Genomic DNA, 21,907 nt, shown 5'->3' on the forward strand with positions numbered 1-21,907 from the left:
CCGGATTTCCAGTCACCCATCATCGGAGATGTTCATGCAGTTGAAGGATCGGGTCGCCATCGTGACCGGCGCGGGCGGGGGCCTGGGCCGCTGTCACGCCCTCTATCTGGCCGGTCAGGGCGCCAAGGTCGTGGTCAACGACCTGACCGAGGCGGCGGCGCAGGGCTTGGCGGACGAGATCGTCACGGCGGGCGGCCAGGCTATGGCGGCGGCGGGCTCCGTCACCGACGTCGACGCGGTTCAGGCCATGGTCGAGGCGGCGATGAAGGCCTGGGGCCGCATCGACATCCTGATCAACAACGCCGGCATCCTGCGCGACAAGAGCTTCTCGAAGATGACGCTGGATGACTTCCGCCTGGTGGTGGACGTGCATCTGATGGGGGCGGCCATCTGCTCCAAGGCCGTGTGGGAGATCATGCGCGCGCAGACCTACGGCCGCATCGTCATGACGACCTCTTCGTCCGGCCTCTACGGCAATTTCGGCCAGGCCAACTATGGCGCGGCCAAGCTGGCCCAGGTGGGTCTGATGCAGACCCTGGCCATCGAGGGCGCCAAGCATAACATCAAGGTCAACGCCTTGGCGCCGACCGCCGCCACCCAGATGACTGCGGGCATCCTTTCGGAGGAGGTGCTGAAGGCGCTGGACCCGGCCCTGGTCAGCCCCGGCCTGCTGGCGCTGGTGGGCGAGGACGCGCCGACGCGGGCCATCCTGTGCGCGGGCGGCGGACATTTCGCCACGGCCAACATCACCCTGACGCCGGGCGTGCGCATCGGCGGGGCTGCGGATGCGGGCGAGCAACTGATCGCACGCTGGGACGAGGCCTCGAACCGCGAGGGCGAGATCGTACCGGACTACGGCTTCCAGCAGGGCGCGCAGGAGATGATCTCGGCAGGAGTCTCGGCGCCGATGGCGGCGGGCTGAACCTTCAGGCGCGGCGGCGGTCGTCGCCGCGCCACAGCCACAGGGCGCCGAAGACCAGCGCCAGGGCGACCAGCATCAGCGCCTGGGGCGCGACCTCGGCCAGGCCGGCGCCCATGGCGTTCATCCGCACGAAGGCCTGAACCGCCGCGGTCGAGGGCGACAGGTGGGCCAGCCAGACCAGCAGCTTGGGCATCATGAAGTGCGGCCAGGCCGCGCCCGCCAGGAAGAACAGCGGCGCTGACGTGCCGACCAGCACCTGCAACACCCGCTCATGCCGGTCGAACAGTCCGCCCAGCAGCAGGCCCAGCGCCGCAACCCCGGCCGAGAAGACCGGCGCCAGCAGGATCACCCCGGCCATGTCGCCCGCGCGCGGATAGTCCTGAAACCAGAAGACGAAGCCGAAATAGAACAGGCAGGACGCCGTGCCGATCGTCGTCAGCGCCAGCCACAGGCCCAGCCGGGCGCTGCGTCGCATGGGAGCGGCGCCGGTCTCGCGACGCAGGGCGGCGATGACGCCCGCGCCCAGCAGCAGGGTCTGCTGCAGGATGATCAGGCTGACGGCGGGCACGGCGTAGTCGCCATAGCCCTCGGTCGGGTTGAACAGGGAGACCTGTTTCAGGCTCGGCGCCAACCGGGCCGCACGGGCGGCCTCGGGCAGGCCCTCCAGCCGCGTCTCGGCGACATGGGCGGCGGCCGCCGCGACCGCCTTGCCGACCGAGGTGACGCGGACCAGATAGCCGCCGTTCAGCCAGACGGCCACGCCGTCGGGCGCGCCGCGCGCCAGGTCGGCCTCGAACCGTTCGGGCAGGATGACGACGCCGTCGACCACGCCGCGCCGCATCAGGTCGGACGCTTCGGCGGTCGAGGGGAGGACGGCGGCGACCTCGACCGCGTGGGAGGCGTTCAGATCTTCGACCAGGGCGCGGGTGAGGGCGCTCTGCGTCGGCGTCACCACGGCGACCGGCAGGCCCGTCGCCGCCTGTCCGGCGTAGGCGGCCGGATAGTAGAAGGCGTAGAGAACGACGGCCAGGATCAGCAGGCTGCTGACCGGCCGGGCGCGCGGCAGGTTGCGGAAGGTCGCGATGAAGGCGGCGCCGACGCCCTGTTCGGGCAGGGGAAAGGCCAGCGCCTCCGCCTTGGGCGCGCGGCGGGCGCGAAGGCGGATCAGCACGGCAGAGACGATCAGGGCGAACAGGGTGACGACGCTCAGGATCGCCAGGTCGCGCCAGGCCCCGCCGGGCGCCGCGCCGGTCACCATCTGGCCGGTCTGAAGCCGCAGATAGTGGGTATAGGGCAGGATGTCGCTCCAGATTCGGGCGAAGCGCGGCCCGTGATCCAACGGCAGGGTGCCGTTTGAAAAGGCGATGGCCGCGCCCGAATAGATGGCGGTGGCCGAGAAGGCCATGTCGACGTCCCCCAGCAGGGCGACCAGCAGGGCCGACAGGGCGACGCTGACCGCCATCAGGGCGACCACGCCCAGCATCAGCAGGGGCAGCGACCCCGCCACGCCCCAGCCTCTGATCCCGCACAGCCAGCCGATCCAAGCCAGGCCCCACAGGGTGAAGACGACGAAGTGCGGCGTCAGCCGTCCGATCAGGGCCGCCGTGGTCCGCCCGCCGGTCTGCGCCTTGAACGCCTGGAACGAGCCGCCCTGCATCAGTCGTCCGACCGCCAGCACCGCCGAACAGGCCGCCAGCAGGTGCAGCACGCCGGGCGCCAGCAGGCCGCCGAGGAACAGCTCGAAACTCAGCTGCGGATTGCCGATGATCGACACCTGGACGGCGGGCGGCTCCAGCGCCGTGGCGGGCAGGCCCATCTGGCGCGCCCGCTCCTCCAGCCGGGGCGCGGCGGCCGAGGCGATGGCCGAGGACTGGCCCAGGGCCGACAGGGCGCCGACGGTCTGGAAGGCGCCGTTGAACGACACCGTCACCTGCTCCGGGCGGCGAAAGGCGCCTTCGCTGAAGCCTGGGGGGAAGTGGGCGATGCTGTAGACCTCGCCGCGCCGCATCAGAGCCACGGCCTCATCCACCGTCGCCGGGGCGCGGGCCACGCGCACGCCGGGGCTGGCCTCCATGTTGCGGATGGCCGCGCGGCTGAAGGCGGAATTGTCCTGATCGACCACGGCGACCGGGGCCTGGCGGATCACGCCGGGCGCCAGCATGGCGGCGATCACCGCCAGCAGGATCAGCGGCAGGCCGAAGGCGACGAAGGCGTCCCACGGGCGGGTCGCCAGCCGCCGCGTCTCGTCCTGAACGGCCGCGAGGAAGACGGCCGCGCCGCGCGTCATCGCGGCGACCAGTCGAACAGGACGCTCATGCCCGGCCGCAGCCCTTCGATCGGCCGGGCGGGCTTGGCCTTCACCTGGAAGCTGCGCACGTCATAGCCGCTGGACTGGCGGGTCGAGCGCCAGGTGGCGAACTCGCCCTGGGGGCTGATGGCGGTGACGCGGAAGGCGGCGCCCTTGATCCCCAGCGCGGGCACGTCGCCGCGCACGGCGGCGCCGATCTTCAGGTCGCGGAACTGGTCCTCGCGCACGCTGAAGGCGACCCAGGGATCGGCCGTGTCGACGATGGTGAAGACCGGCACGCCTGTCAGCACCAGTTCGCCGACATTGGCGAAGCGTTCCGACACCTCGCCGCCGTGCGGGGCGGTCAGGCGGGTTTCGCCCTGCAGGCTCTCGACCTCGGCGACGGCGGCGCGGGCGCCGCTGACGTTGGCGTCGGCGACCGACTTCTCCTGCGGCCGGGTTCCGGCCAGCGCCTTTAGATACTGCTGGCGGGCGGCCTCGGTCTGGGAGGCGGTGGCGGCGCGGGCGGCGACGGCTTCGTCGCGACGCTGGGCCGAGATGACCCCTTCGGCGAACAGGTTCTCGGCGCGGCGCGCGGTCTGGTCTGCCAGCCGGGCCGTGGCCTGAGAGGCGCGCCAGATCGATTCGACCGACTGCACGTCCTCGGCGCGGGCGCCCTCGCGGCTCATGGACTGGATGGCCTGCGTCGACTGCAGCAGGGCGCGGGCCTGGGCGTCCTTGGCTTCGACCTCGGGGCTGCTCATCAGGGCCAGCTCCTGCCCCGCCTTCACCTGATCGCCCTCGGCGGCCAGGAAGCGTTCGACGCGGCTGGGCACCTTGGTGGCGACGGTGAAGGTCTCGGCCTCGACCATGCCCTGGACCTGATCCGGCGCCGGGCGGGCGGCCAGGAACAGGCCCACGACGATGAAGGCGATCAGCAGGACCACGCCCGCCGCGACGATCAGGGGCAGCGGCGACCGGCGCGGCTTGGGCGGGGGCGCTTCGGCGGGCTGGGGCGGCGTATAGGCCGAGGAAGGCGTCTCGCTCATGGGGCGCTGATTCATGGGGCGCTGATCCGGTCGTCGCGTTGCAGATAGTCGTTCAGGGTCTGGTCGCTTCCCGCCGCCGCCAGCAGGGCCGACAGGCTGAGGTCGTATTCATAGGCCGCCGCCGCCCGTTGCAGCCGCGCCGTCCCCAGCAGGTTGCGGGCGTCGATGACCGAGGCGGCCGTCGCCTCGCCCTCGCGGAAGCCGACCTCCTGCACGCGCAGGTTCTCGCGCGCGGCCGCCAGGCTGCTGTCCATGGTCAGGAACTGCCGCCGCGCCAGCTCGACCTGGTTGTAGGCGCGCGTGACCAGCAGGCGGGCGTCGTCGCGGGCCTGGCGCTCGACCTCGCCGGCGGCCGCAGCCTGGGCGCGGGCGGCGCCGAGCATCCGCCGCCGGTCCAGCGACGACATCAGGGTGTAGCGGGCGCCCAGCCCAAAGGCCCAGTCCGGCTCGGTCGGCAGGGAATCGTCCGGGTTCATATTGTAGGTTCCGAAGGCGTAGACCGACGGCTTCATCCGCGAGGCCGCCAGATCCGCCCCGGCCTCGGCCAGATCGCGCCCCGCCTGGGCCTGGATGAGGCGCGAATTCGACTGGCTCGCGCTGTCCAGGAAGACGGCGGCGGGGCCGACCGGATCGCGATTGACGAACAGGGGGGTGGTCGGGGTCACGCCCGTCTCGACGTCGGCGACGCGGGCCAGGGAGGCGACGGCGTTTTCATGCTCCAGCTCGGCGCGGTTGACCTGGCGCTGGGCGGCGTCGCGGGCGACCTCGACCTGAAGGGTCTGGGCGCGGCTGAGCATCCCTTCCTCTTCCATGCGGCGGGCGTTCTTCAGGTGCAGGTCGAAGCCGTCGCGGGTCTCCAGCGCGATCTTCAGCGCCTCGGCCGCCAGCACCTGGCCGAAATAGGCGCGGGCCAGGTTGACGCTCTCCAGGTTCAGGGCCTCCTGCCGTCGGGCCTCGGCCAGGTCGACATTGGCCGCCGCAGCGCGTCGCAAGGCGGGGATGGCCCCGCCGGTGTAGATCGGTTGCAGCGCCGTGACCGTCGGGCGGAAGGTCGTGTCGTCCACCTGCAGCCGGATGTCGTGGGGCAGGGCGGCGAAGATCTCCGGCAGGGCGGCCTCAAGCCGCTGTCCCACCGCGTTCAGCACGTCGCCCGGCACGCCCGGCAGGTCCGAGATCAGGCCGGGAATGGCGGCGCCGAGGTCGGACTGGGCGCGGTCCAGCGCGTCCGACAGCGACAGATCGAAGGTCTTGCGATAGCGGATCAGCTGGGCGTCCAGCGATACCGTGGGCCGGTTCAGCCCGGCGGCGACCTGGGCCTGGGCCTCGGCAGCCTCGACCCCGTAGCCGGCGGCGCGCCCCAGGCTGGAGGTCGTGCGCAGCCGCGCCTCGGCCTCGGCGTAGGTCAGGGGCGTGCGCGGCGTCTCGACGGCGGCTTGCATCTGAGCCAGGGCGGGGGGCGCGCAGGCCGTCAGAACGCCCGCAGCCAAGGCGACACGCCATCCGTTCCAAGCCCTAGCCATCGCTTCAACCCCGCAACCAGCTGTGAACAACGATCCTGAAGCGCAGCCGTTGCGTCAAGCAAGCGCGCCAATTGCAAAGGGCGCGCTCGCCGTGACGAACGCGCCCCTTGGCTGAAGATGCAGCCTGTCCGGTCTTAGAGGCCCGGCAGCTTGAAGCGGCCGTCGCGGCGGGGGGCGATGGTGATGCCCTCGCGGCCGCCGGTCAGGGCGTCCAGACGCGCGCGCTCGCTGGCGGCGTCGATGGTCTTGCCCCCTTCCGAGGTCTGGCTGACGGTCGGGGCCTGGCTGGCCGGATCGTCCTTGCGCCAGAACATGATGCGGTTGGCCCAGCTTTCTTCCTTGTGCGCCAGGCTGCCGAATTCGTCGTCGACGACGTAGCGAGCCAGCGGATCGGCGCGGTCAGCGCCGGCCTCGGCGGCCAGAATCTGTTCGCCCGGCGTGCGGGTCACGGCCTGGCGCTGACCCAGCAGAATCTGGCGGGCGGCGCTTTCAGGCGCCAGCTCCTGCGGGCGCGGGGCGCCGGGCGAGGGCGGGGTGAGGCCGTATTCCGGCGGCACCACCAGGGGGGCGCTGGCCACGGTGACGAATTCGTCCGGCACGACCTTGGTCAGGCCGATGCTCTGCTTCATCGATCCGCAGGCGCTCAGGCTGAGGGCCGCGCCGGCGGCCAGGGTCACGATCAGGACGGGACGGATACGCATGGGTCGTTCGGCTCCGGGAGGCGCGCCGCGCGGGCGCAGGCTCGGGTCGATAGTTAAGGGGGGGTGATTACGACTTTTCGTGGGCCGAGCCAACTGCGGAACGGCGCTCGGACAAGAAGCTGTCCAGGATCAGCAGGGCGACCCCTACGGTGATGCCGCTGTCGGCGATGTTGAAGATCCAGGGGAACAGGCCCGTGCCGGAAAAGTCGAGGAAGTCGACCACGCCGCCGAAGCGGATGCGGTCGATGACGTTGCCGACGGCGCCGCCCATGACCAAGCCGATGGCGGCGATCAGCAGTCGACGGTCCGCCCGCGTCGCCCACCAGGCCAGCAGGCCCGCCACCACGACGGAGAAGACGCTCAGGATCCAGCGCCCGGCGCCGCCGCCGAACAGGCCGAAGCTGACGCCGGTGTTCAGCACATAGGTCAGGTTGAACACCGGCGGCGCCACCTCGGCGATGCGGAAGCCGTCGGGAATGTGGGTGATGTGTTCGGCGCCGATGGCGCTCAGCACCCAGGCCTTGGTCAACTGATCCAGCACGATGACGGCGAGGGCGATCAGATAGGCCCCCAGGGCGAGACGGGAAATCTTCATGTCCTGCCGGTTAGCAGGAAGACGTTCGACGGCGAAGAGGGAAAGCGCAGGCGCGCCGATCGCCGCACGGCCTTCCCCCCCGGTTTTCCCCCGCTATAAGCGGGGCATGACCCTGCCTCATCCGCTGCCCCGCCTGTCCGCCGTCGCCGACGACTACGACATCCTGCTCTGCGACGTCTGGGGCGTGATCCACAACGGCCGCGAAAGCTGGCCTGCGGCCTGCGAGGCCCTGACGAAGTTCAATGAGAAGGGCGGCCATGTCGTCCTGATCTCCAACTCGCCGCGCCCCTCGCCGGACGTGGTGGCCCAGCTGGATGCTCTGGGCGTGCCGCGCAGCGCCTGGAAGGCGTTCGTCACCTCGGGCGACGCCACCCGCATGGAGCTGGCGCGCCGCGCGCCGGGTCCGGCCTGGATCATCGGGCCGGATCGCGACTTCGTCCTCTATGAGGGCCTGGACCTGACCGGCGCCCATGACGCGAACGACGCCGCCTTCATCTCCGTCACCGGCCCCTACGACGATACGACCGAGACGCCCGAGGACTATCGCGAGCGCCTGACGCCCGCCGTCGCGCGCGGGCTGGAGCTGATCTGCGCCAACCCCGACCGCGTGGTGCAGCGCGGCGATTCCATCATCTATTGCGGCGGCGCCATCGCCGACCTCTATGAGTCCATGGGCGGCCGCGTGGTCATGGCGGGCAAGCCGTTCGCCCCCATCTACGCCCTGGCGCTGAAGGAGGCCGAGGGTCTGATGGGCCGCGCGGTCGATCGTTCGCGCGTCCTGTGCATCGGCGACGGCGTGGTCACGGACGTTTTGGGCGCCGCTGAACAGGCGCTGGACTGTCTGTTCATCGCCCAGGGCATTCACGGCGACGCCGCCAAGGGCGCGGACGGGGCCCTCGATCCGGCCCGCGCAGCCGAACTGCTCCGTGCCGAGACGACCTTCGCCCGCTACGCCGCGCTGGAACTGACGTGGTGAGTCTCGCCATTTCGTCGCACCTGCCTTAAAGGCGGATCATGGTTGATCTGGTCCAAGCGCACCCGTCGGGCGGTTATATCCTCGACGAACTCCACGTCGGCATGGCCGCCGAGAAGACGGTTCATGTCACGGAGGAGCGGATTCGTCTGTTCGCCGAGGCGTCCGACGACTTCAATCCGGTGCACCTGGACGAAGCCTTCGCGGCCAAGACGGCCTATCGCGGACGTATCGCCCACGGCCTGCTGTCGGCGGCCTTCGGATCGGCGGTGGTGGGAACCATCCTGCCGGGCGCGGGGTCGATCTACATCTCCCAGACGCTGGCCTTCCATTTCCCGGTGCGGATCGGCGATACGGTGCGGATTATCATCACTGTCATCGAACTGGACCAGGAAGGCGCCCGCGCCCAGTTGAAGTGCGAAGGCTTCGTCGAGGACAAGCTGATCATGGACGGCGTGGCCGTCGTGCGCGTGCCACGCCGCCGCAAGCCCTCGGCCCGCTGAAGGCTGGCGAGGTGGTCGAGGTCATTCGCGACTGGCGCGGCCTGACGGACGCGCAGAAGGGGGCGGCTGTCGCCGTCGGCGCCTTCGACGGCGTGCATCGCGGCCATCAGGCGGTCATCGCCTCGGCGCGCGAAGCGGCGGATCGCCTGGGCGTTCCCCTGGCCGTGGTCAGCTTCGACCCTCATCCGCGCCGCCTGTTTCAGCCCGAGGCCGCGCCCTTTCGCCTGATGACGCCGGACCAGATGGGGCGCGCCCTGGCGCCGCTGGGCGTCGACCGCCTGTATCTGTTGCCGTTCGACCGCGAGATGGCGGGCATGTCAGACGAGGAGTTCGCCCGCCGCGTCCTGTCGGAAGGCCTGGGGATCAGACACGCCGCCGTCGGCTTCGACTTCACCTTCGGCAAGGGCCGCTCCGGCTCGCCGGCCCTGCTGCAGACCTATGGCGAGACGCTGGGCTTTACGGTCTCCGTCACCGACCGCATCGACGACGCCTCGGGCCTCAAGCTGTCGTCCAGCGCCGTGCGCGAGGCGTTGAAGGCGGGCGACATGGATCGCGCCGCCGCCATCCTGGGCCGCCCCTTCGCCATCCAGGGCGAGGTGATCCACGGGGACAAACGCGGCCGCACCATCGGCGTGCCGACCGCCAACATCGCCATGGGCGACTATATGCGTCCGGCCTATGGAGTTTACGCCACCCGCACCCGGCTGCCGGACGGGCGGGTGGTCAAGGGCGTCGCCAATCTGGGCGTCCGTCCGATGTTCGAGGTTGACGAGCCTCTGCTGGAAGTCTGGCTGCTGGACTTCGATGAGAGCCTCTACGGCCAAGTGCTGGAGACCGAGCTGGTCGCCTTCCTGCGCGGCGAGATGAAGTTCGACGGCCTGGACGCGCTCAAGGTCCAGATCGACGCGGACGCAGAGGCGGCGAGGGCCGTGCTGGCTCTTTAGAGACCCTCTCCCATCAGGAGAGGGACTACTGGCTCAGCCCGGCGCCTTTTCGGCGATGGCCATCAGGTCGTCGTGCAGCGACTTGCCCTTGTCGTCGATGACATCGGCGATGCGCCACATCGGGCCTTCCTTCAGCAGTTTCAGCGTCCGGCGCTGGTCCTCGCCGTGGTTGGTGAAGACGACGTCGGCCGTGGCCGCGCGCGGACCGTCCGGCGTCATCGTCACTGATTTCAGCGCGAAGCCGTTGATGTCCTGACAGGCGCAGATCGGATCGTGGTCGAGGTAGGGGGCGCTGTTCGTGCGCTTGGCTTCGCGGTCGTCGACGCCGATCAGGGCGTTCATGGTGCGCGAATAGAGCGGGTCGCGGCCGGGGGTGATGGTCGCCTCGGCCGGGTCGGGCGTATCGCGCGGCTCGCTGACGCGGGCGTAGAGGGCGCGCACGAAGGCCTCGGCGTCCTTTTCGCCCGCGGCGTAGACGGCGGCGCGGCCGGTCAGGGCGGGGGCGGCCTTCTCTGCCGCCGCAGGCGTGCTCGTCGGTTCTGAGCAGGCGGCCGCCGTCAGGGCCAACGCCGCCGCCGTCGCCAGGGCTTGAACACGCATCTGATCGTCTCCCCATCTGTTCGTCTGGACTATGGCGCAGGGGACGCCGGGTCTGCTAGAGCCTTCCCATCATGACCGTTCGCGTGATCCGCCCGATTTCGATTAGCCGCCCGGCGTAGCGCTGCAGGGCTGCAAGCCCCGCGCACGTCGGGATTTCTCGAAACATTCCGCCGAGACGACGCCGCCTTGAGCCATCAGGGCATGGGCCGTCAGGCGCCTTCACGCTAGACTGACGCTCGACGCCGCTTCCAAGCGGCCGCGCGCGACAAGACGAAAAGACATTCCATGGCCGACGCCGACACCCAGACCCCTTCCGGCCGCGACTATCGCGACACCGTCTTCCTGCCCGAGACGCCGTTCCCGATGCGCGGCGGCCTGCCCAAGAAGGAGCCGGAAATCCTGGCGCAGTGGGGCGACCTGTACGGTCATCTGCGCAGCGTCCGTCAGGCCCAGAAGGCGCCGCTGTATGTGCTGCACGACGGCCCGCCCTACGCCAACGGCGACATCCACATCGGCCACGCCCTGAACAAGACGCTGAAGGACTTCGTGGTCCGCTCGCGCTTCCTGCTGGGCTATGATGTCGACTATGTGCCGGGCTGGGACTGTCACGGGCTGCCGATCGAGTGGAAGATCGAGGAGCAGTTCCGCGCCAAGGGCCGCCGCAAGGACGAGGTGTCGAAGGAAGAGTTCCGCACCGCCTGCCGCGAGTACGCTGGAAAATACATCGACCTGCAGCGCGACCAGTTCCTGCGCCTGGGCGTCACCGGCGACTTCGCCAACCGCTACGCCACCATGGACTTCGCCTCCGAGGCGGCCATCGTATCGGAGTTCCACAAGTTCAAGAACTCGGGCCAGCTGTATCGCGGCTCCAAGCCGGTGATGTGGTCGCCGGTCGAGCGCACGGCGCTGGCCGACGCCGAGGTCGAGTATCACGACCACGTCTCGCCCACGATCTGGGTCAAGTTCCCGGTGGTCGGCGCGACCGACAGCCACCCGGACGACCTGCTGACCTTCCGCGCGGCGACGCCCTCGATCGTGATCTGGACGACCACGCCGTGGACCATCCCGGCCAACCGGGCGATCTCTTACGGCCCCGAGATCAACTACGGCCTGTATGAGGTCACGGCCCTTGAGGAAGGGCTGGACTATGAGCCGTGGGCCAAGCCGGGCGACCGCTTCATCCTCGCCGACAAGCTGGTCGAGGATGTGTTCAAGGCCGCCAAGATCTCCGCCTGGACGCGCGTCTACGACATCGACCCGTCGGGCCTGGAGTGCGCCCACCCGCTGGCGGCGCTGGACAGCGGTTACGGCTTCTCCGTGCCGCTGCTGGCGGGCGACCACGTCACCGACGACGCCGGGACCGGATTCGTCCACACGGCGCCGGGCCACGGCGCGGACGACTTCGCCGTCTGGCTGGCCCACGGTCATCGCGAGGTGCCGGACACGGTCGATCCCGACGGCGCCTATTATGTGCATGTGCCGCTGTTCGCCGGCCTCAAGGTGCTGGAGACCGAGGGCAAGAAGACCGGCAAGTTCGGCCCCGCCAACGGCGCGGTGATGGACAAGCTGATCGAGGCGGGCAACCTGCTGGCGCGCGGCCGGATGGAGCACTCCTATCCGCACAGCTGGCGCTCCAAGGCCCCGATCATCTTCCGCAATACGCCGCAGTGGTTCATCCGTATGGATGAAGAGCTGGAAGACGGCGCGACCCTGCGCGACCGCGCCCTGAACGCCATCGACGCCACCGCCTTCCACCCGGCGGCGGGCAAGAACCGCATCCGCTCCATGGTCGAGGGCCGCCCCGACTGGCTGATCAGCCGTCAGCGCGCCTGGGGCACGCCGCTGGCCATGTTCGTGGACAAGCAGACCGGCCAGCCCCTGCATGACCCCGAGGTCGACGCCCGCATCGTCAAGGCCGTGGCCGAGGGCGGCGCCGACGTCTGGTTCTCGGCGCCCGACGCCGACTTCCTGGGCGCGCATGATCCGGAACGGTTCGAGAAGGTGACCGATATCCTCGACGTCTGGTTCGACTCGGGCTCGACTCACGCCTTTACGCTGGACCCGCGTACGGCCGAGAGCGGCTACACGGGCGACCGCCCGTCGCACTGGCCCGCCGACCTTTATCTGGAAGGCTCGGACCAGCACCGCGGCTGGTTCCAGTCGTCGCTGCTGGAAGGCTGCGGCACGCGCGGCCGGGCGCCCTTCAAGGCCGTCCTGACCCACGGCTTCACCCTGGACGAAAACGGGGAGAAGATGTCGAAGTCGCGGGGCAACACCACTGACCCCCTGACCATCATCAAGGAGTCGGGCGCCGACATCCTGCGTCTGTGGGTGGCCCTGGTCGACTATTCGGACGACCAGCGCATCGGCAAGCAGATCCTGCAGACCACGGTCGACGCCTATCGCAAGCTGCGCAACACGGTCCGCTATCTGCTGGGCGCGCTGAACGGCTTTGATGAGGTCGAGCGCCTGACGGACTATGATCAGTTCCCGCCGCTGGAGAAGTTCATCCTGCACCGCCTGTGGGAGCTGGATGGCCAGGTGCGTCAGGCCTACGAGGAATACCGCTTCCAGGACGTGGTGCGGCCAGTACTGGAGTTCTGCTCGGGCGACCTGTCGGCGCTATATTTCGACGTGCGCAAGGACAGCCTCTATTGCGACCGTCCCGACAGCATCAAGCGCCGCGCCGTCCGCACGGTGATGGACGAGGTGTTCAGCCGCCTGACCGCCTGGCTGGCCCCGCTGACGCCCTTCACCATGGACGAGGCCTGGACCACGCGCTTCCCCGACGCGGGCACCAACTGCGCGCGGGTGATCCCCGAAACGCCGGGCCAGTGGCGCAACACGGCCGAGGCCGAACGCTGGACCAATGTCGAGACGGTGCTGGAAGTGGTCAACGAGGCCCTGGAAGCCGCGCGTCGCGACAAGGTCATCGGCGGGGCGCTGGACGCCTGGCCGGTGGTGACGGCCCCGGCTGAACTGCTGGCGCCGTTCGAAGGGCTGGACGCCGCCGAGGTGTTCCGCACCTCGGGGGCTGAACTGATTGCGGGCGGCGAGGCCGTGACGGTCAAGGTGAAGACGGCGGACTATCCCAAATGCGCCCGCTCCTGGCGACGCGTGCCGGACGTCGGTTCCGACGCCGACTATCCCGACCTGTCGGCCCGCGACGCTGATGCGGTGCGCTGGCTGGACGCGCAGAAGGCGTAAAAGTGATCAGGCCCCTCCGTTTCACCGGAGGGGCTTTTTTCTTCCTTCTCCCTTGTGGGAGAAGGTGGCAGGCGGAGCCTGACGGATGAGGGGGGTGAACGCAGCGGTTTGAACGGCTGTCGCGGCACCGGATCGCCATAACGTCAAACGTGCGCCGACACCCCTCATCCGAGCGCCTTCGGCGCCCACCTTCTCCCACAAGGGGAGAAGGATCAGGCGGCGTCATGAAAGATCAGGCCCAGCGTTATCCGCTTGCCTGCGTGCACCGTGCTGACGCCGTGGCGCATCTGGACCCGGTAGTCGCCTCGCGTTCCGGCGACGGGACGTTCTCTCACGGCGAAGATGACCGCCTGCCCCTGTTTCAACGGCACGACATGGGCCTGTGACTGCGAACGGGGCTTCTGCTCGACCAGGACGAACTCGCCGCCTTCGAATTCCGCCGGATCGCTCAGCAGGATGGCGGCCTGCAGCGGGAAGACCAGATCGCCGTACAGATCCTGATGCAGCCGGTTGTAGTCGCCGGGGCCGTAGCGCAGCATCAGCGAGGTCGGCCGCGTCTGGCCCGCCGCGCGGCAGCGGGCGGTCAGTTCATCCAGTTGCGCCGGAAAGCCCGGTCGCCCCATACGCCTCGCCCAGTCGTCCGCGATCTGCGCCAGGCCCTCATAAAGCCGCGCCCGCAGCCGGGGCAGGGGATCAGGCAGGGGTTCGGCGAAATACTGATACTCCCCCTGACCGAAGCCGTGGCGCTGCATGACGATGCGGCTGCGGAACCGCTGGGGCTGGTCATAGAGGGTCTGCAGGGTCTTACAGGTCGCGGGCGTCAGCAGGGGGTCGGTCATGGCCCAGCCCTGGGCGTTCAGGTCGGCGGCGATGCGGGGCCAGTCGAGGGCGGCGTCGGTCATGCCGCCATCAGAGCGCGCGGCGGCTCGGTTGTCTGGCGGCTTTCGGCCGTGGGCTTAGAAGCGCACCCGCTGTTCCGCCGATTTCAGCGTCGAACGGACGAACTCGGCGGGCGGGTCGGTCTCCGCCAGGACGGCTTCCTTGATGGCGCGCGGCTCGCCGAACAGATGGCCCTGGCCCATGGCGACATCCAGTTCGAGGATGTCGACGACCTGTTTCTCGCTCTCGACCTTTTCAGCGATCAGCTCAAGGCCGTGACGGCGGGTCAGGGGGGCGAAGTCCCCGGCGCGGATGTCCGGCTGGCTGGGCAGGGGGGCGGCGCCGTCCAGATCAAGAAGCTGCTCGATCAGCAGGTCGGCCGCCACCTTGATGAAGCGGACGTCCGAGCGTTGCAGGTCGGCGAAGTCCAGGTCCAGCGTCTGCACCTTGTCGATGGAGAAGCGGAAGCCCAGGTCGGCCAGCTTGGCCATGTTGCGCGCCTCGATGGCGCCGCGCGCGTCGAACGTCGCCTGACCCAGTTCGAAGATGAGGGCGTCCTTCAGGTCGCGGTTCTGGCTCAGGAAATCGAGGAACTGCGGGAAGAAGGTCTCGTCGCCCAGCGACGCCAGCGAGATGTTGCAGAAGACGCCGACCTTGCGGTCCTGCCCGGCCAGACGGCGCACGATCTGGGCGCAGCGGAACAGCAGCAGGTTGTCGATGGCGGGCAGCAGGCCCTCGCCCTCGGCCACCGACAGGTATTCGGCGGGCATCATCACCCGGTTGGACGGGTCGCGCAGGCGGGTGAAGCTCTCATAATAGACCGTCCGCCGCTGGGGCAGGGTCACGACCGGCTGAAGATACAGGTCGACGCGGTTCTCGCTGAGGGCGTCGTGGACGGTCTTCAGCAGGGTGTTCGACTGGACCTGGCGGCGGCCCTCGAAGGTGTCGGCGGTCAGGGTGGAGGCGGCCAGCCGTTCCTCGATCGAAGCGCTCATCTGCTGGACCAGGCCTTCCAGCATCCGCACCTCGCCGGTCAGGGCGTCGGTGCGCGACAGGGCGCCGGTCTCGATCGCCTGCGCCAGTTCGGTCAGGGCGCCTTGCGTCGACTCCATCGCATCGGCCAGCAGGCGGTGGGCCTCGCGCACCTTGCCGATCTCCAGACGCAGGGCGCGACGGTCGGCCATGCCGGTGACGAGGGCGTGGAGGCCGGCCATGATCCCCAGCGCGCCCAGCACCCCGGCCGCGCCCGCGCCGCCGCCCAGACCGGCGCGCCAGATCGTCGCCCCGATGGTCAGGGCGAGGAACAGGTAGCCGAAGAACAGGAAGCCGCCGGTGATCTTTCGCATGGGGCCGGTCAGAACCGCCTTTCCCTATAGAATCGATCAAGTATCACGTTAACGAAGGCTAACGGCTAGGGTCCGCGCGGATAAACGGGCGGCAAAAGGAGGTTAACGCATGGAATTGTTCGATCTGAGCGGCAAGGTCGCCATCATCACCGGCTCTTCCAAGGGCATCGGCAAGGCCATCGCCGAGCGTCTGGCCGAGCACGGCGCCCGCGTGGTCATCTCCTCGCGCAAGGCCGAGCCGTGCGAAGAAGTCGCCGTCGCCATCAATGAAAAGCACGGCGAAGGCCGCGCCATCGCCATTCCCGCCAACATCGCCTCCAAGGAAGACCTGCAGCGGCTGGTGGACGACACGCGCACGGCTTTCGGTCAGATCGACATTCTGGTCTGCAACGCCGCGACCAATCCCTACGCCGGGCCGATGGCCGGCATCAGCGACGAGCAGTTCGAAAAGATCCTTCAGAACAACGTCATCTCCAACCACTGGCTGATCGGGATGGTCGCGCCGGAGATGGTCGAGCGCAAGGATGGAGCGATCCTGCTGATCTCCTCCATCGGGGGCCTTCGCGGCAACGCCCTGATCGGCGCATACAACATCTCCAAGGCGGCGGACATGCAGCTGGCGCGCAATCTGGCGGTCGAATACGGGCCGTCGAATGTGCGGGTGAACTGCATCGCGCCGGGTCTGGTTCAGACCGATTTCGCCAAATACCTGTGGGAGAACCCGGAACTGCTGAAGACCGTCACCGACCCCGCGCCGCTGAAAAGGATCGGTCAGCCTGATGAAATCGCGGGCACGGCGGTCTATCTGTGCAGCCCTGCGTCGGCCTATGTGACCGGCCAGACCCTGGTGGTGGACGGCGGACTGACGATTGCCTGGTGAAGATCAAACGCGCTCAAGCAGCCCGAAGGGCGGCGGCGCCGCTAAAATGAGCCAGGATCTGGTCTGGCGGCTGGAGGCGGCGGCGTTTCGCGGGCTGTTCAGCTTCCTGCGTCTGCTCGGCGTCGAACGGGCCTCGGGCTTCGGCGGCAAGCTGCTGCGGACGCTGGGGCCGTTGACCGGCACGCACAAGACGGTGACCCGAAACCTGCGCATCGCCTTCCCCGACATGGACGCCGCCGAGCGCGACCGCCTGGCCGTGGAGCAGTGGGAGCAGACGGGCCGCACCTTCGCCGAACTGGCCGTCATGGACCGGCTGACGCCGGAAAGCGGGCGCATCGACATCGTCGGGCTGGAGCGGCTGCATGCGGTGCGCGACAGCGGCAAGCCGGTGGTGCTGATCTCGGGCCATCTGGCCAATTTCGAGGTGATGGCGGCGGTCATCATGGCGGCCGGCGTGCCGTGTCAGGTGACCTATCGCGCGGCCAACAACCCCTATGTCGACGCCCTGATCCGCCAGAGCCGCGAGCGTTACGGCATCAAGCTGTTCGCGCCCAAGGGCGACGGAACGCGCGAGCTGATGGCGGGGATGAAGCGCGGCGAATCCATCGCCCTGCTGGTCGATCAGAAATACAGCCAGGGACCGGAGGTCGAGTTCTTCGGCCAGCCGGTCAACGCCTCGCCCGGCGCGGCGCGCATGGCGCTGAAGTTCGGCACGGTGATGCAGCCCCTGTCGGTGGTGCGCCTGCCCGGCGTGCGCTTCCGCGTCACCGCGCATGAGCCGATCGCCGTGCCCGATACCGGCGACAAGGCCGCCGATGTGCTGGCGGGCGTCCAGGCCGCCAACCGCTTCGTGGAGGATCGGGTGCGCGAGCATCCCGTCGACTGGTTCTGGGTCCACAAGCGCTGGCCGCCTCAGGTCTATGAGGCGCTGCGGGCGTCGGACGCCTAATCCAGCACGCCGTCATCGGCGCGGCGGAAAGGACCGGCGTAGTCCTTCGTCCCTGTGCGGCGGCGATCCGGCCCGAAATAGCTGGGCGAACGCACGAAGGGGCGGGGACGCAGGATCACCGCCTCGATCCGCGTCAGCAGGGTCTGGGCCTTGACCGGCTTGGCCACGAACTCGGTCACGCCCGCGTCGCGCGCCTCGGTCACGCGGCTCTTTTCGGAGTGCCCCGTCATCATGATGACCGGCAGATAGGGGTTTGCGCTGTCGCCTTCGCTGCGGACAGCGCGGGTGAATGCGGCGCCGTCCATGGGCTTCATGCGGAAATCGACGATGGCGATGTCGATCGCTTCGCGGCGCAACAGCTCCAGCGCCACGACGCCGTCCTCAGCCTCGCTCAGGCGGCCGACGCCGACGGATTTAAGCATGGCGGCGACGATGGCGCGCATATTGGGATTGTCGTCGACCAGCAGGACGTGGACCGAACTCAGGGCGGACATCTCAGGACACCGAGAAACAGGGCGACCGGAAACGATCCGGCCATGACATCGGAAAAGGGCTCAGCGCCCGACGGCCGTCAGATACTCGCGCGGTCCGGCGTAGGCTTCCTGCTTCTCGACCGACCAGTAGCGCAGTGCGGCCAGAGGGATGGCCGCGCCGCTGACGGCGCACCGCACGTAGGCGCCGGCCGACAGAACGGCGAACTCGCCGTCGCCGTAGTGCAGGCAGGCCGCTTCGCTGGGGGCGGAAGAAGGAGGCTGGGTGCTCATGCCGCCATCATAACGCGAAGCTTGTGCGGGACGACAGGCGAATCGCCGTCATCTGAGCGTCTGACGTTCACAAAATCGGATGTTCCATGTCTCGATCACCCGCCGACATCCTGGCCGCCGCCGTTTCCGCGGCCGTTCTGGTCGCCGCGCCTGGCGCGAACGCTCAGGACGGAGCGGCCGAGCGGCCGACCATTCGCGACCTGGGCCGGGCGCCGGGCATCCTCTCGCCGGGGCCGCTGAACGCCATCACCGACGTGGCCGGGGTGAAGGTGGGGCAGGTGACGCTGCGGTCGGGCGACAGCGTCCGCACCGGCGTCACCGCCATCGTGCCGCACGGCGGCTCCCTGTTCCGCGACAAGGTTCCGGCCGGACTGTCGGTGGCCAACGGCTTCGGCAAGCTGGCGGGCGCGACGCAGATCATGGAGCTGGGCGAGATCGAGACGCCCATCGTCCTGACCAACACCCTGTCAGTGGCGCGGGGGATCGACGGCGTTCTGGACTGGACGCTGAAACAGCCGGGGCATGAGGATATCCGCTCGGTCAACGCCGTGGTGGGCGAGACGAACGACGGCGGGCTGAACGACATCCGCGCGCGCGTCGTCACGGCCGCCGATGTGGTGCGGGCCATCGAGACGGCGACGACGGGGCCGGTCGAGCAGGGCGCGGTCGGCGCCGGGACGGGAACCATCGCCTTCGGCTTCAAGGGAGGGATCGGGACGAGTTCGCGCAAACTGCCCGACAGTCTGGGCGGCTTCACCGTCGGGGTGCTGGTCCAGTCGAACTATGGCGGCGTGTTGAGCATCGACGGGGCGCCGGTCGGGGTCCGGCTGGGCCGCTACTACCTGCGCGAAGAGGTGGAGAATGAGCGCGCCGACGGCTCCATCATGATCGTGGTGGCGACGGACGCGCCGCTGTCGGATCGTAATCTGGAGCGGCTGGCGAACCGCGCCTTCGCTGGTCTGGCGCGGACGGGGGCGGCCTTCTCGAACGGGTCGGGGGACTATGCGATCGCCTTTTCCACGGCGGAAGGCGTGCGACGGACACCCGAGCGCCGGGCCGGGCAGGCGATGGTCGCGGACTGGCCCAACGACCGGATGTCGCCCCTGTTCGTCGCGGTCGCCGAGGCGACGGAGGAGGCCATCCTCAACTCCCTGCTGAAGGCGCAGACGACGACCTCGGTGATCGACGGCAAGACGGTCACGATCGAGGCGCTGGACATCGAGGCGGTGAGGGCGGTGTTGAGCGAGACGGTCAGCCGTTAGGGCGCCGCCCCTCTAAGCCCGCTCATCCCGGCGGACGCCGGGATACAGTGCTTTGGCTTCAACCTCAGCGCCTGAAACTTGGCATTAGGCTTCCGCCGCTTGAGCGCGTTGTTCTTACTGGGTCCCGGCGTCCGCCGGGATCAGCGGAGTTTTCAGGGGTCAGAACAGATCGCCCTGACCCGCAGGCGCGGCCTTCGGGCGCGGGGCGGGCTTGGGCGCAGGCACAACACGCGGCGCGCCTCCCTCGCCGTCGATCGTCGCGTCCTTGGCGCCGTCGCTGAAGACGATCCGCACCGCCTGCCCCGGCGACAGGGCGGCGGCCGAGGCGATCATGGCGCCCTTGGCGTCTTCGATGCGGGCGAAACCGGGCTTGGGCGTCTTGGGGTTCAGCGTCGTCAGGGCGCGGGACAGGGCGGCGAGGCGGTCCTCGGCGCGCTCCAGCCGACGCGGCATGACGCTGTCCAGACGCAGACTGAGGGCCTCCAGCCGCGCCTGCCGTTGGTCGAGGCGGCGGTGCAGGGGCGCAGGGCTGAGGCGGCCCGCCGTCTGCAACAGGCGGCGCTCGTTGCGGGCGACGCCGGCCTGAAGCGCAGAGCCCAGACGGTCGGCGGCGCCGCGCAGGCGGTCCTGACCGCGCTCGACGCGGGCGCGCAGCAGGCCGGGCGTCAGCCGACCCGCCGCGACCGCCAGCTGGCGCTCATGCACGGCGACGTTGCGATGCAGCCCTGAGCCCAGTCGGCTGGCGGCGAGGTCCAGTCGTTGCTGCGGCAGGGCCAGCAGGTCTTCGGGCCGGGCGGGCAGGCCGCGCGCGGCGGCGCGCAGGCGGGTGCGGCGATCCTCCAGCATCCGCGCCCCGGCGCGCGACAGCCGCCCCTCCAGATCGCTGAGCGCCCAGCGCAGGTCGGCCAGCACCGGGGTGGCGATTTCGGCCGCCCCGGTCGGGGTCGGGGCGCGGCGGTCCGATACGAAGTCGATCAGGGTGGTGTCCGTCTCGTGCCCCACAGCCGAGATGATGGGGATGCGGGCGGCCGCGACCGTGCGCGCCAGGGCTTCGTCGTTGAAGCACCACAGATCCTCGACCGAGCCGCCGCCGCGCGCGACGATCAGCAGGTCGGGGCGGGGGATCGGCCCGTCCGGCGTCATGGCGTCGAAGCCGCGGATGGCGTTTGACACCTGGCCGCAGGCGGCGTCGCCCTGAACCACCACCGGCCAGACGATGACGCGGCAGGGCCAGCGCTCGGCGATGCGGTGCAGGATGTCGCGGATGACGGCGCCGGTCGGGCTGGTGATGACGCCGATGGTCGCGGGGAAGGTCGGCAGGGCCTTCTTCTTCGCCGGGTCGAACAGACCCTCGTCCCGCAGCTTGACCTTCAACCGCTCCAGCTGGGCCAGCAGGGCGCCTGCGCCCGCCGCCTCCATGCTCTCGATCACGATCTGATAGGAGGACCGCGCGGGGTATGAGGTGATCTTGCCGGTGACGATGACCTCCAGCCCCGTCTCGGGCTGGACGCCAAGGCCACGCACCACGCCCTTCCAGATCACGCCGTCGATGGCCGATTTGTCGTCCTTCAGCGTCAGATAGACGTGGCCCGAGGCGTGGCGGTTCACCTTGGAGATCTCGCCGCGCAGCCGCACATGGCCGAAGCGTTCCTCCAGGGTGCGTTTGAGCGCGAAGCTCAGCTCCGAGATCGACAGCGGCGGATTGTTGTCGCGGGCGGGTTGCGGGGCCGCGCCCTCGAAGGCGTAGTCGTCGTCGGAGGTCATGACGGCACCCTAGCCGTCGTCGCCGCGCGCGCAAAGACATGGGCGACAAGCGTGGCGGAACGGCCGCGTCCCCGCGCGCGTTCGCCGATCATGGTGCAGTCTTCAGACCCGTTTCCGGAAGAGCCGACGGCCGACGACCTGCCGCCCGACCAGGCGCGCGAGCGCGAACTGGCGCGCCGCAGTCATAATCCGACGCTCAGCCCGTGGCTGGTGCTGGGGCTGATTCTTCTGGCCGGCGCCGGCGTCTATGTGGTCTCGGCCCTGATCTAGAGACAGGAGGGTTCGATGATGAAGACCTTGTTCGCGGCCGCTTCGGCCGCGGCCCTGCTGGCGGCCTGTTCGCAGCCGCCGGCCAAGCCTGATAAGACGCCCGAGGCCTCGCCCGACGCCGCCTCGGCGCCGACCATGGCTGGCGCGCCCGCCGCGGCGCCTGGGGCCATGGCGCTGGGCCTGACCGTGGCCCAGTTGGAGGACGCCGACCTCATCACGCCTGCGGGCGTCGATCTGGGCGATGTTCAGCGGGTCGATGTGGACGCCTCGGGCGTCGTCACCGGCCTGATCATCGAGCCGGCGGGCGAGGGCGGGCCGCGCTGGGTGCGCATTCCGCTGGACGGTCTGACGCCCCGGAAGGAGGGCGACGCCTACGATCTGGTGTCCAACATGACGTTGGAACAGCTGAAGGCCTTGCCTGCCTGGGCGCCTTGATTTCCGCCGTCGAGGGGCCGCTAACCCTTTCCGGCGCTTGACCGGGACGGCGCGTGC

The 21,907-nt window shown here is 69.5% G+C and carries 21 protein-coding genes; 10 read left to right on the forward strand and 11 right to left on the reverse strand.

Annotation, left to right across the window (positions count from 1 at the left end; all coding sequences use genetic code 11):
• Positions 1-34 precede the first annotated feature (34 nt).
• Positions 35-922 (forward strand): SDR family NAD(P)-dependent oxidoreductase, encoded by an 888-nt coding sequence (locus tag B3D50_RS04785; RefSeq protein WP_286949784.1) that lies wholly within the window; start codon positions 35-37, stop codon positions 920-922.
• Between the two features lie 4 nt (positions 923-926).
• Here the strand turns inward: B3D50_RS04785 and B3D50_RS04790 are convergent, their stop codons facing one another.
• From B3D50_RS04790 to lspA, 5 genes are all read right to left on the reverse strand, one after another.
• Positions 927-3,209 carry an ABC transporter permease gene (locus tag B3D50_RS04790; RefSeq protein ID WP_286949785.1) on the reverse strand — a complete coding sequence of 761 codons (2,283 nt, stop codon included), beginning with the start codon at positions 3,207-3,209 and terminating at the stop codon, positions 927-929.
• Positions 3,206-4,258, reverse strand: coding sequence for an HlyD family secretion protein (locus tag B3D50_RS04795; protein ID WP_286949786.1), 1,053 nt, complete (start codon positions 4,256-4,258; stop codon positions 3,206-3,208). Before B3D50_RS04795 ends, B3D50_RS04790 begins: the two co-directional genes overlap by 4 nt.
• A gap of 11 nt (positions 4,259-4,269) precedes the next feature.
• The gene (locus tag B3D50_RS04800) at positions 4,270-5,745 is read right to left on the reverse strand and encodes a TolC family protein (protein WP_286949787.1); all 1,476 of its coding nucleotides are present in this window, start codon (positions 5,743-5,745) and stop codon (positions 4,270-4,272) included.
• A gap of 167 nt (positions 5,746-5,912) precedes the next feature.
• Complete coding sequence (locus tag B3D50_RS04805; RefSeq protein ID WP_269299017.1) at positions 5,913-6,479, reverse strand: DUF3035 domain-containing protein; 567 nt, start codon at positions 6,477-6,479, stop codon at positions 5,913-5,915.
• A gap of 67 nt (positions 6,480-6,546) precedes the next feature.
• Complete coding sequence (lspA, locus tag B3D50_RS04810; protein WP_003165948.1) at positions 6,547-7,074, reverse strand: signal peptidase II; 528 nt, start codon at positions 7,072-7,074, stop codon at positions 6,547-6,549.
• A 106-nt stretch (positions 7,075-7,180) separates the two neighbouring features.
• Between lspA and B3D50_RS04815 the strand changes: the two genes are divergently transcribed.
• From B3D50_RS04815 to B3D50_RS04825, 3 genes are read left to right on the forward strand one after another with little or no spacing between them, the layout of a single operon-like run.
• A complete protein-coding gene (locus B3D50_RS04815) occupies positions 7,181-8,050 on the forward strand; it encodes a TIGR01459 family HAD-type hydrolase (RefSeq protein ID WP_286949788.1) in 870 nt (289 codons plus the stop codon).
• 38 nt (positions 8,051-8,088) lie between these two features.
• Positions 8,089-8,550, forward strand: coding sequence for a MaoC family dehydratase (locus tag B3D50_RS04820; RefSeq protein ID WP_138140889.1), 462 nt, complete (start codon positions 8,089-8,091; stop codon positions 8,548-8,550).
• 11 nt (positions 8,551-8,561) lie between these two features.
• Positions 8,562-9,494 (forward strand): bifunctional riboflavin kinase/FAD synthetase, encoded by a 933-nt coding sequence (locus B3D50_RS04825; protein ID WP_286949791.1) that lies wholly within the window; start codon positions 8,562-8,564, stop codon positions 9,492-9,494.
• 33 nt (positions 9,495-9,527) lie between these two features.
• On the opposite strand, the gene B3D50_RS04830 is transcribed toward B3D50_RS04825, so the two are convergent.
• Positions 9,528-10,094, reverse strand: a complete 567-nt coding sequence (locus B3D50_RS04830; protein ID WP_286949792.1) for a DUF3828 domain-containing protein — start codon at positions 10,092-10,094, stop codon at positions 9,528-9,530.
• A 285-nt stretch (positions 10,095-10,379) separates the two neighbouring features.
• Between B3D50_RS04830 and ileS the strand changes: the two genes are divergently transcribed.
• Positions 10,380-13,301 carry an isoleucine--tRNA ligase gene (gene ileS / locus B3D50_RS04835; RefSeq protein ID WP_286949793.1) on the forward strand — a complete coding sequence of 974 codons (2,922 nt, stop codon included), beginning with the start codon at positions 10,380-10,382 and terminating at the stop codon, positions 13,299-13,301.
• Positions 13,302-13,513: 212 nt separating this feature from the next.
• Here ileS and B3D50_RS04840 read toward each other — a convergent pair whose 3' ends face one another.
• On the reverse strand, positions 13,514-14,203 hold the full coding sequence (locus tag B3D50_RS04840; protein ID WP_286949794.1) for a 2OG-Fe(II) oxygenase: 690 nt from the start codon (positions 14,201-14,203) through the stop codon (positions 13,514-13,516).
• A gap of 54 nt (positions 14,204-14,257) precedes the next feature.
• Entirely contained in the window at positions 14,258-15,526 is a 1,269-nt protein-coding gene (locus B3D50_RS04845) for an EAL domain-containing protein (RefSeq protein ID WP_286949795.1), read from the reverse strand.
• Positions 15,527-15,635: 109 nt separating this feature from the next.
• Here B3D50_RS04845 and B3D50_RS04850 point away from each other — a divergent pair, with 109 nt between their 5' ends.
• Together B3D50_RS04850 and B3D50_RS04855 are read left to right on the forward strand one after the other, a co-directional pair.
• Positions 15,636-16,406, forward strand: coding sequence for an SDR family NAD(P)-dependent oxidoreductase (locus tag B3D50_RS04850; RefSeq protein ID WP_286949797.1), 771 nt, complete (start codon positions 15,636-15,638; stop codon positions 16,404-16,406).
• A gap of 46 nt (positions 16,407-16,452) precedes the next feature.
• Positions 16,453-17,355 (forward strand): lysophospholipid acyltransferase family protein, encoded by a 903-nt coding sequence (locus tag B3D50_RS04855; RefSeq protein ID WP_286949798.1) that lies wholly within the window; start codon positions 16,453-16,455, stop codon positions 17,353-17,355.
• On the opposite strand, the gene B3D50_RS04860 is transcribed toward B3D50_RS04855, so the two are convergent.
• Positions 17,352-17,849 (reverse strand): response regulator, encoded by a 498-nt coding sequence (locus B3D50_RS04860; protein WP_046652111.1) that lies wholly within the window; start codon positions 17,847-17,849, stop codon positions 17,352-17,354. The genes B3D50_RS04855 and B3D50_RS04860 overlap by 4 nt on opposite strands.
• Positions 17,850-17,909: 60 nt before the next feature.
• Positions 17,910-18,119 carry a DUF2093 domain-containing protein gene (locus tag B3D50_RS04865; protein ID WP_286949800.1) on the reverse strand — a complete coding sequence of 70 codons (210 nt, stop codon included), beginning with the start codon at positions 18,117-18,119 and terminating at the stop codon, positions 17,910-17,912.
• Positions 18,120-18,205: 86 nt separating this feature from the next.
• Here B3D50_RS04865 and B3D50_RS04870 point away from each other — a divergent pair, with 86 nt between their 5' ends.
• Positions 18,206-19,381 carry a P1 family peptidase gene (locus tag B3D50_RS04870; RefSeq protein WP_286949802.1) on the forward strand — a complete coding sequence of 392 codons (1,176 nt, stop codon included), beginning with the start codon at positions 18,206-18,208 and terminating at the stop codon, positions 19,379-19,381.
• A gap of 159 nt (positions 19,382-19,540) precedes the next feature.
• On the opposite strand, the gene xseA is transcribed toward B3D50_RS04870, so the two are convergent.
• Positions 19,541-21,145 carry an exodeoxyribonuclease VII large subunit gene (gene xseA / locus B3D50_RS04875; protein WP_286949803.1) on the reverse strand — a complete coding sequence of 535 codons (1,605 nt, stop codon included), beginning with the start codon at positions 21,143-21,145 and terminating at the stop codon, positions 19,541-19,543.
• A gap of 51 nt (positions 21,146-21,196) precedes the next feature.
• Between xseA and B3D50_RS04880 the strand changes: the two genes are divergently transcribed.
• Together B3D50_RS04880 and B3D50_RS04885 are read left to right on the forward strand one after the other, a co-directional pair.
• Entirely contained in the window at positions 21,197-21,415 is a 219-nt protein-coding gene (locus B3D50_RS04880) for a hypothetical protein (RefSeq protein ID WP_286949805.1), read from the forward strand.
• 15 nt (positions 21,416-21,430) lie between these two features.
• Positions 21,431-21,850 (forward strand): PRC-barrel domain-containing protein, encoded by a 420-nt coding sequence (locus tag B3D50_RS04885; protein WP_286949807.1) that lies wholly within the window; start codon positions 21,431-21,433, stop codon positions 21,848-21,850.
• Positions 21,851-21,907: the final 57 nt, after the last annotated feature.

The sequence above is a fragment of the Brevundimonas sp. UBA7507 genome, assembly GCF_002478355.1.
Classification (GTDB): Bacteria; Pseudomonadota; Alphaproteobacteria; order Caulobacterales; family Caulobacteraceae; genus Brevundimonas; species Brevundimonas diminuta_D.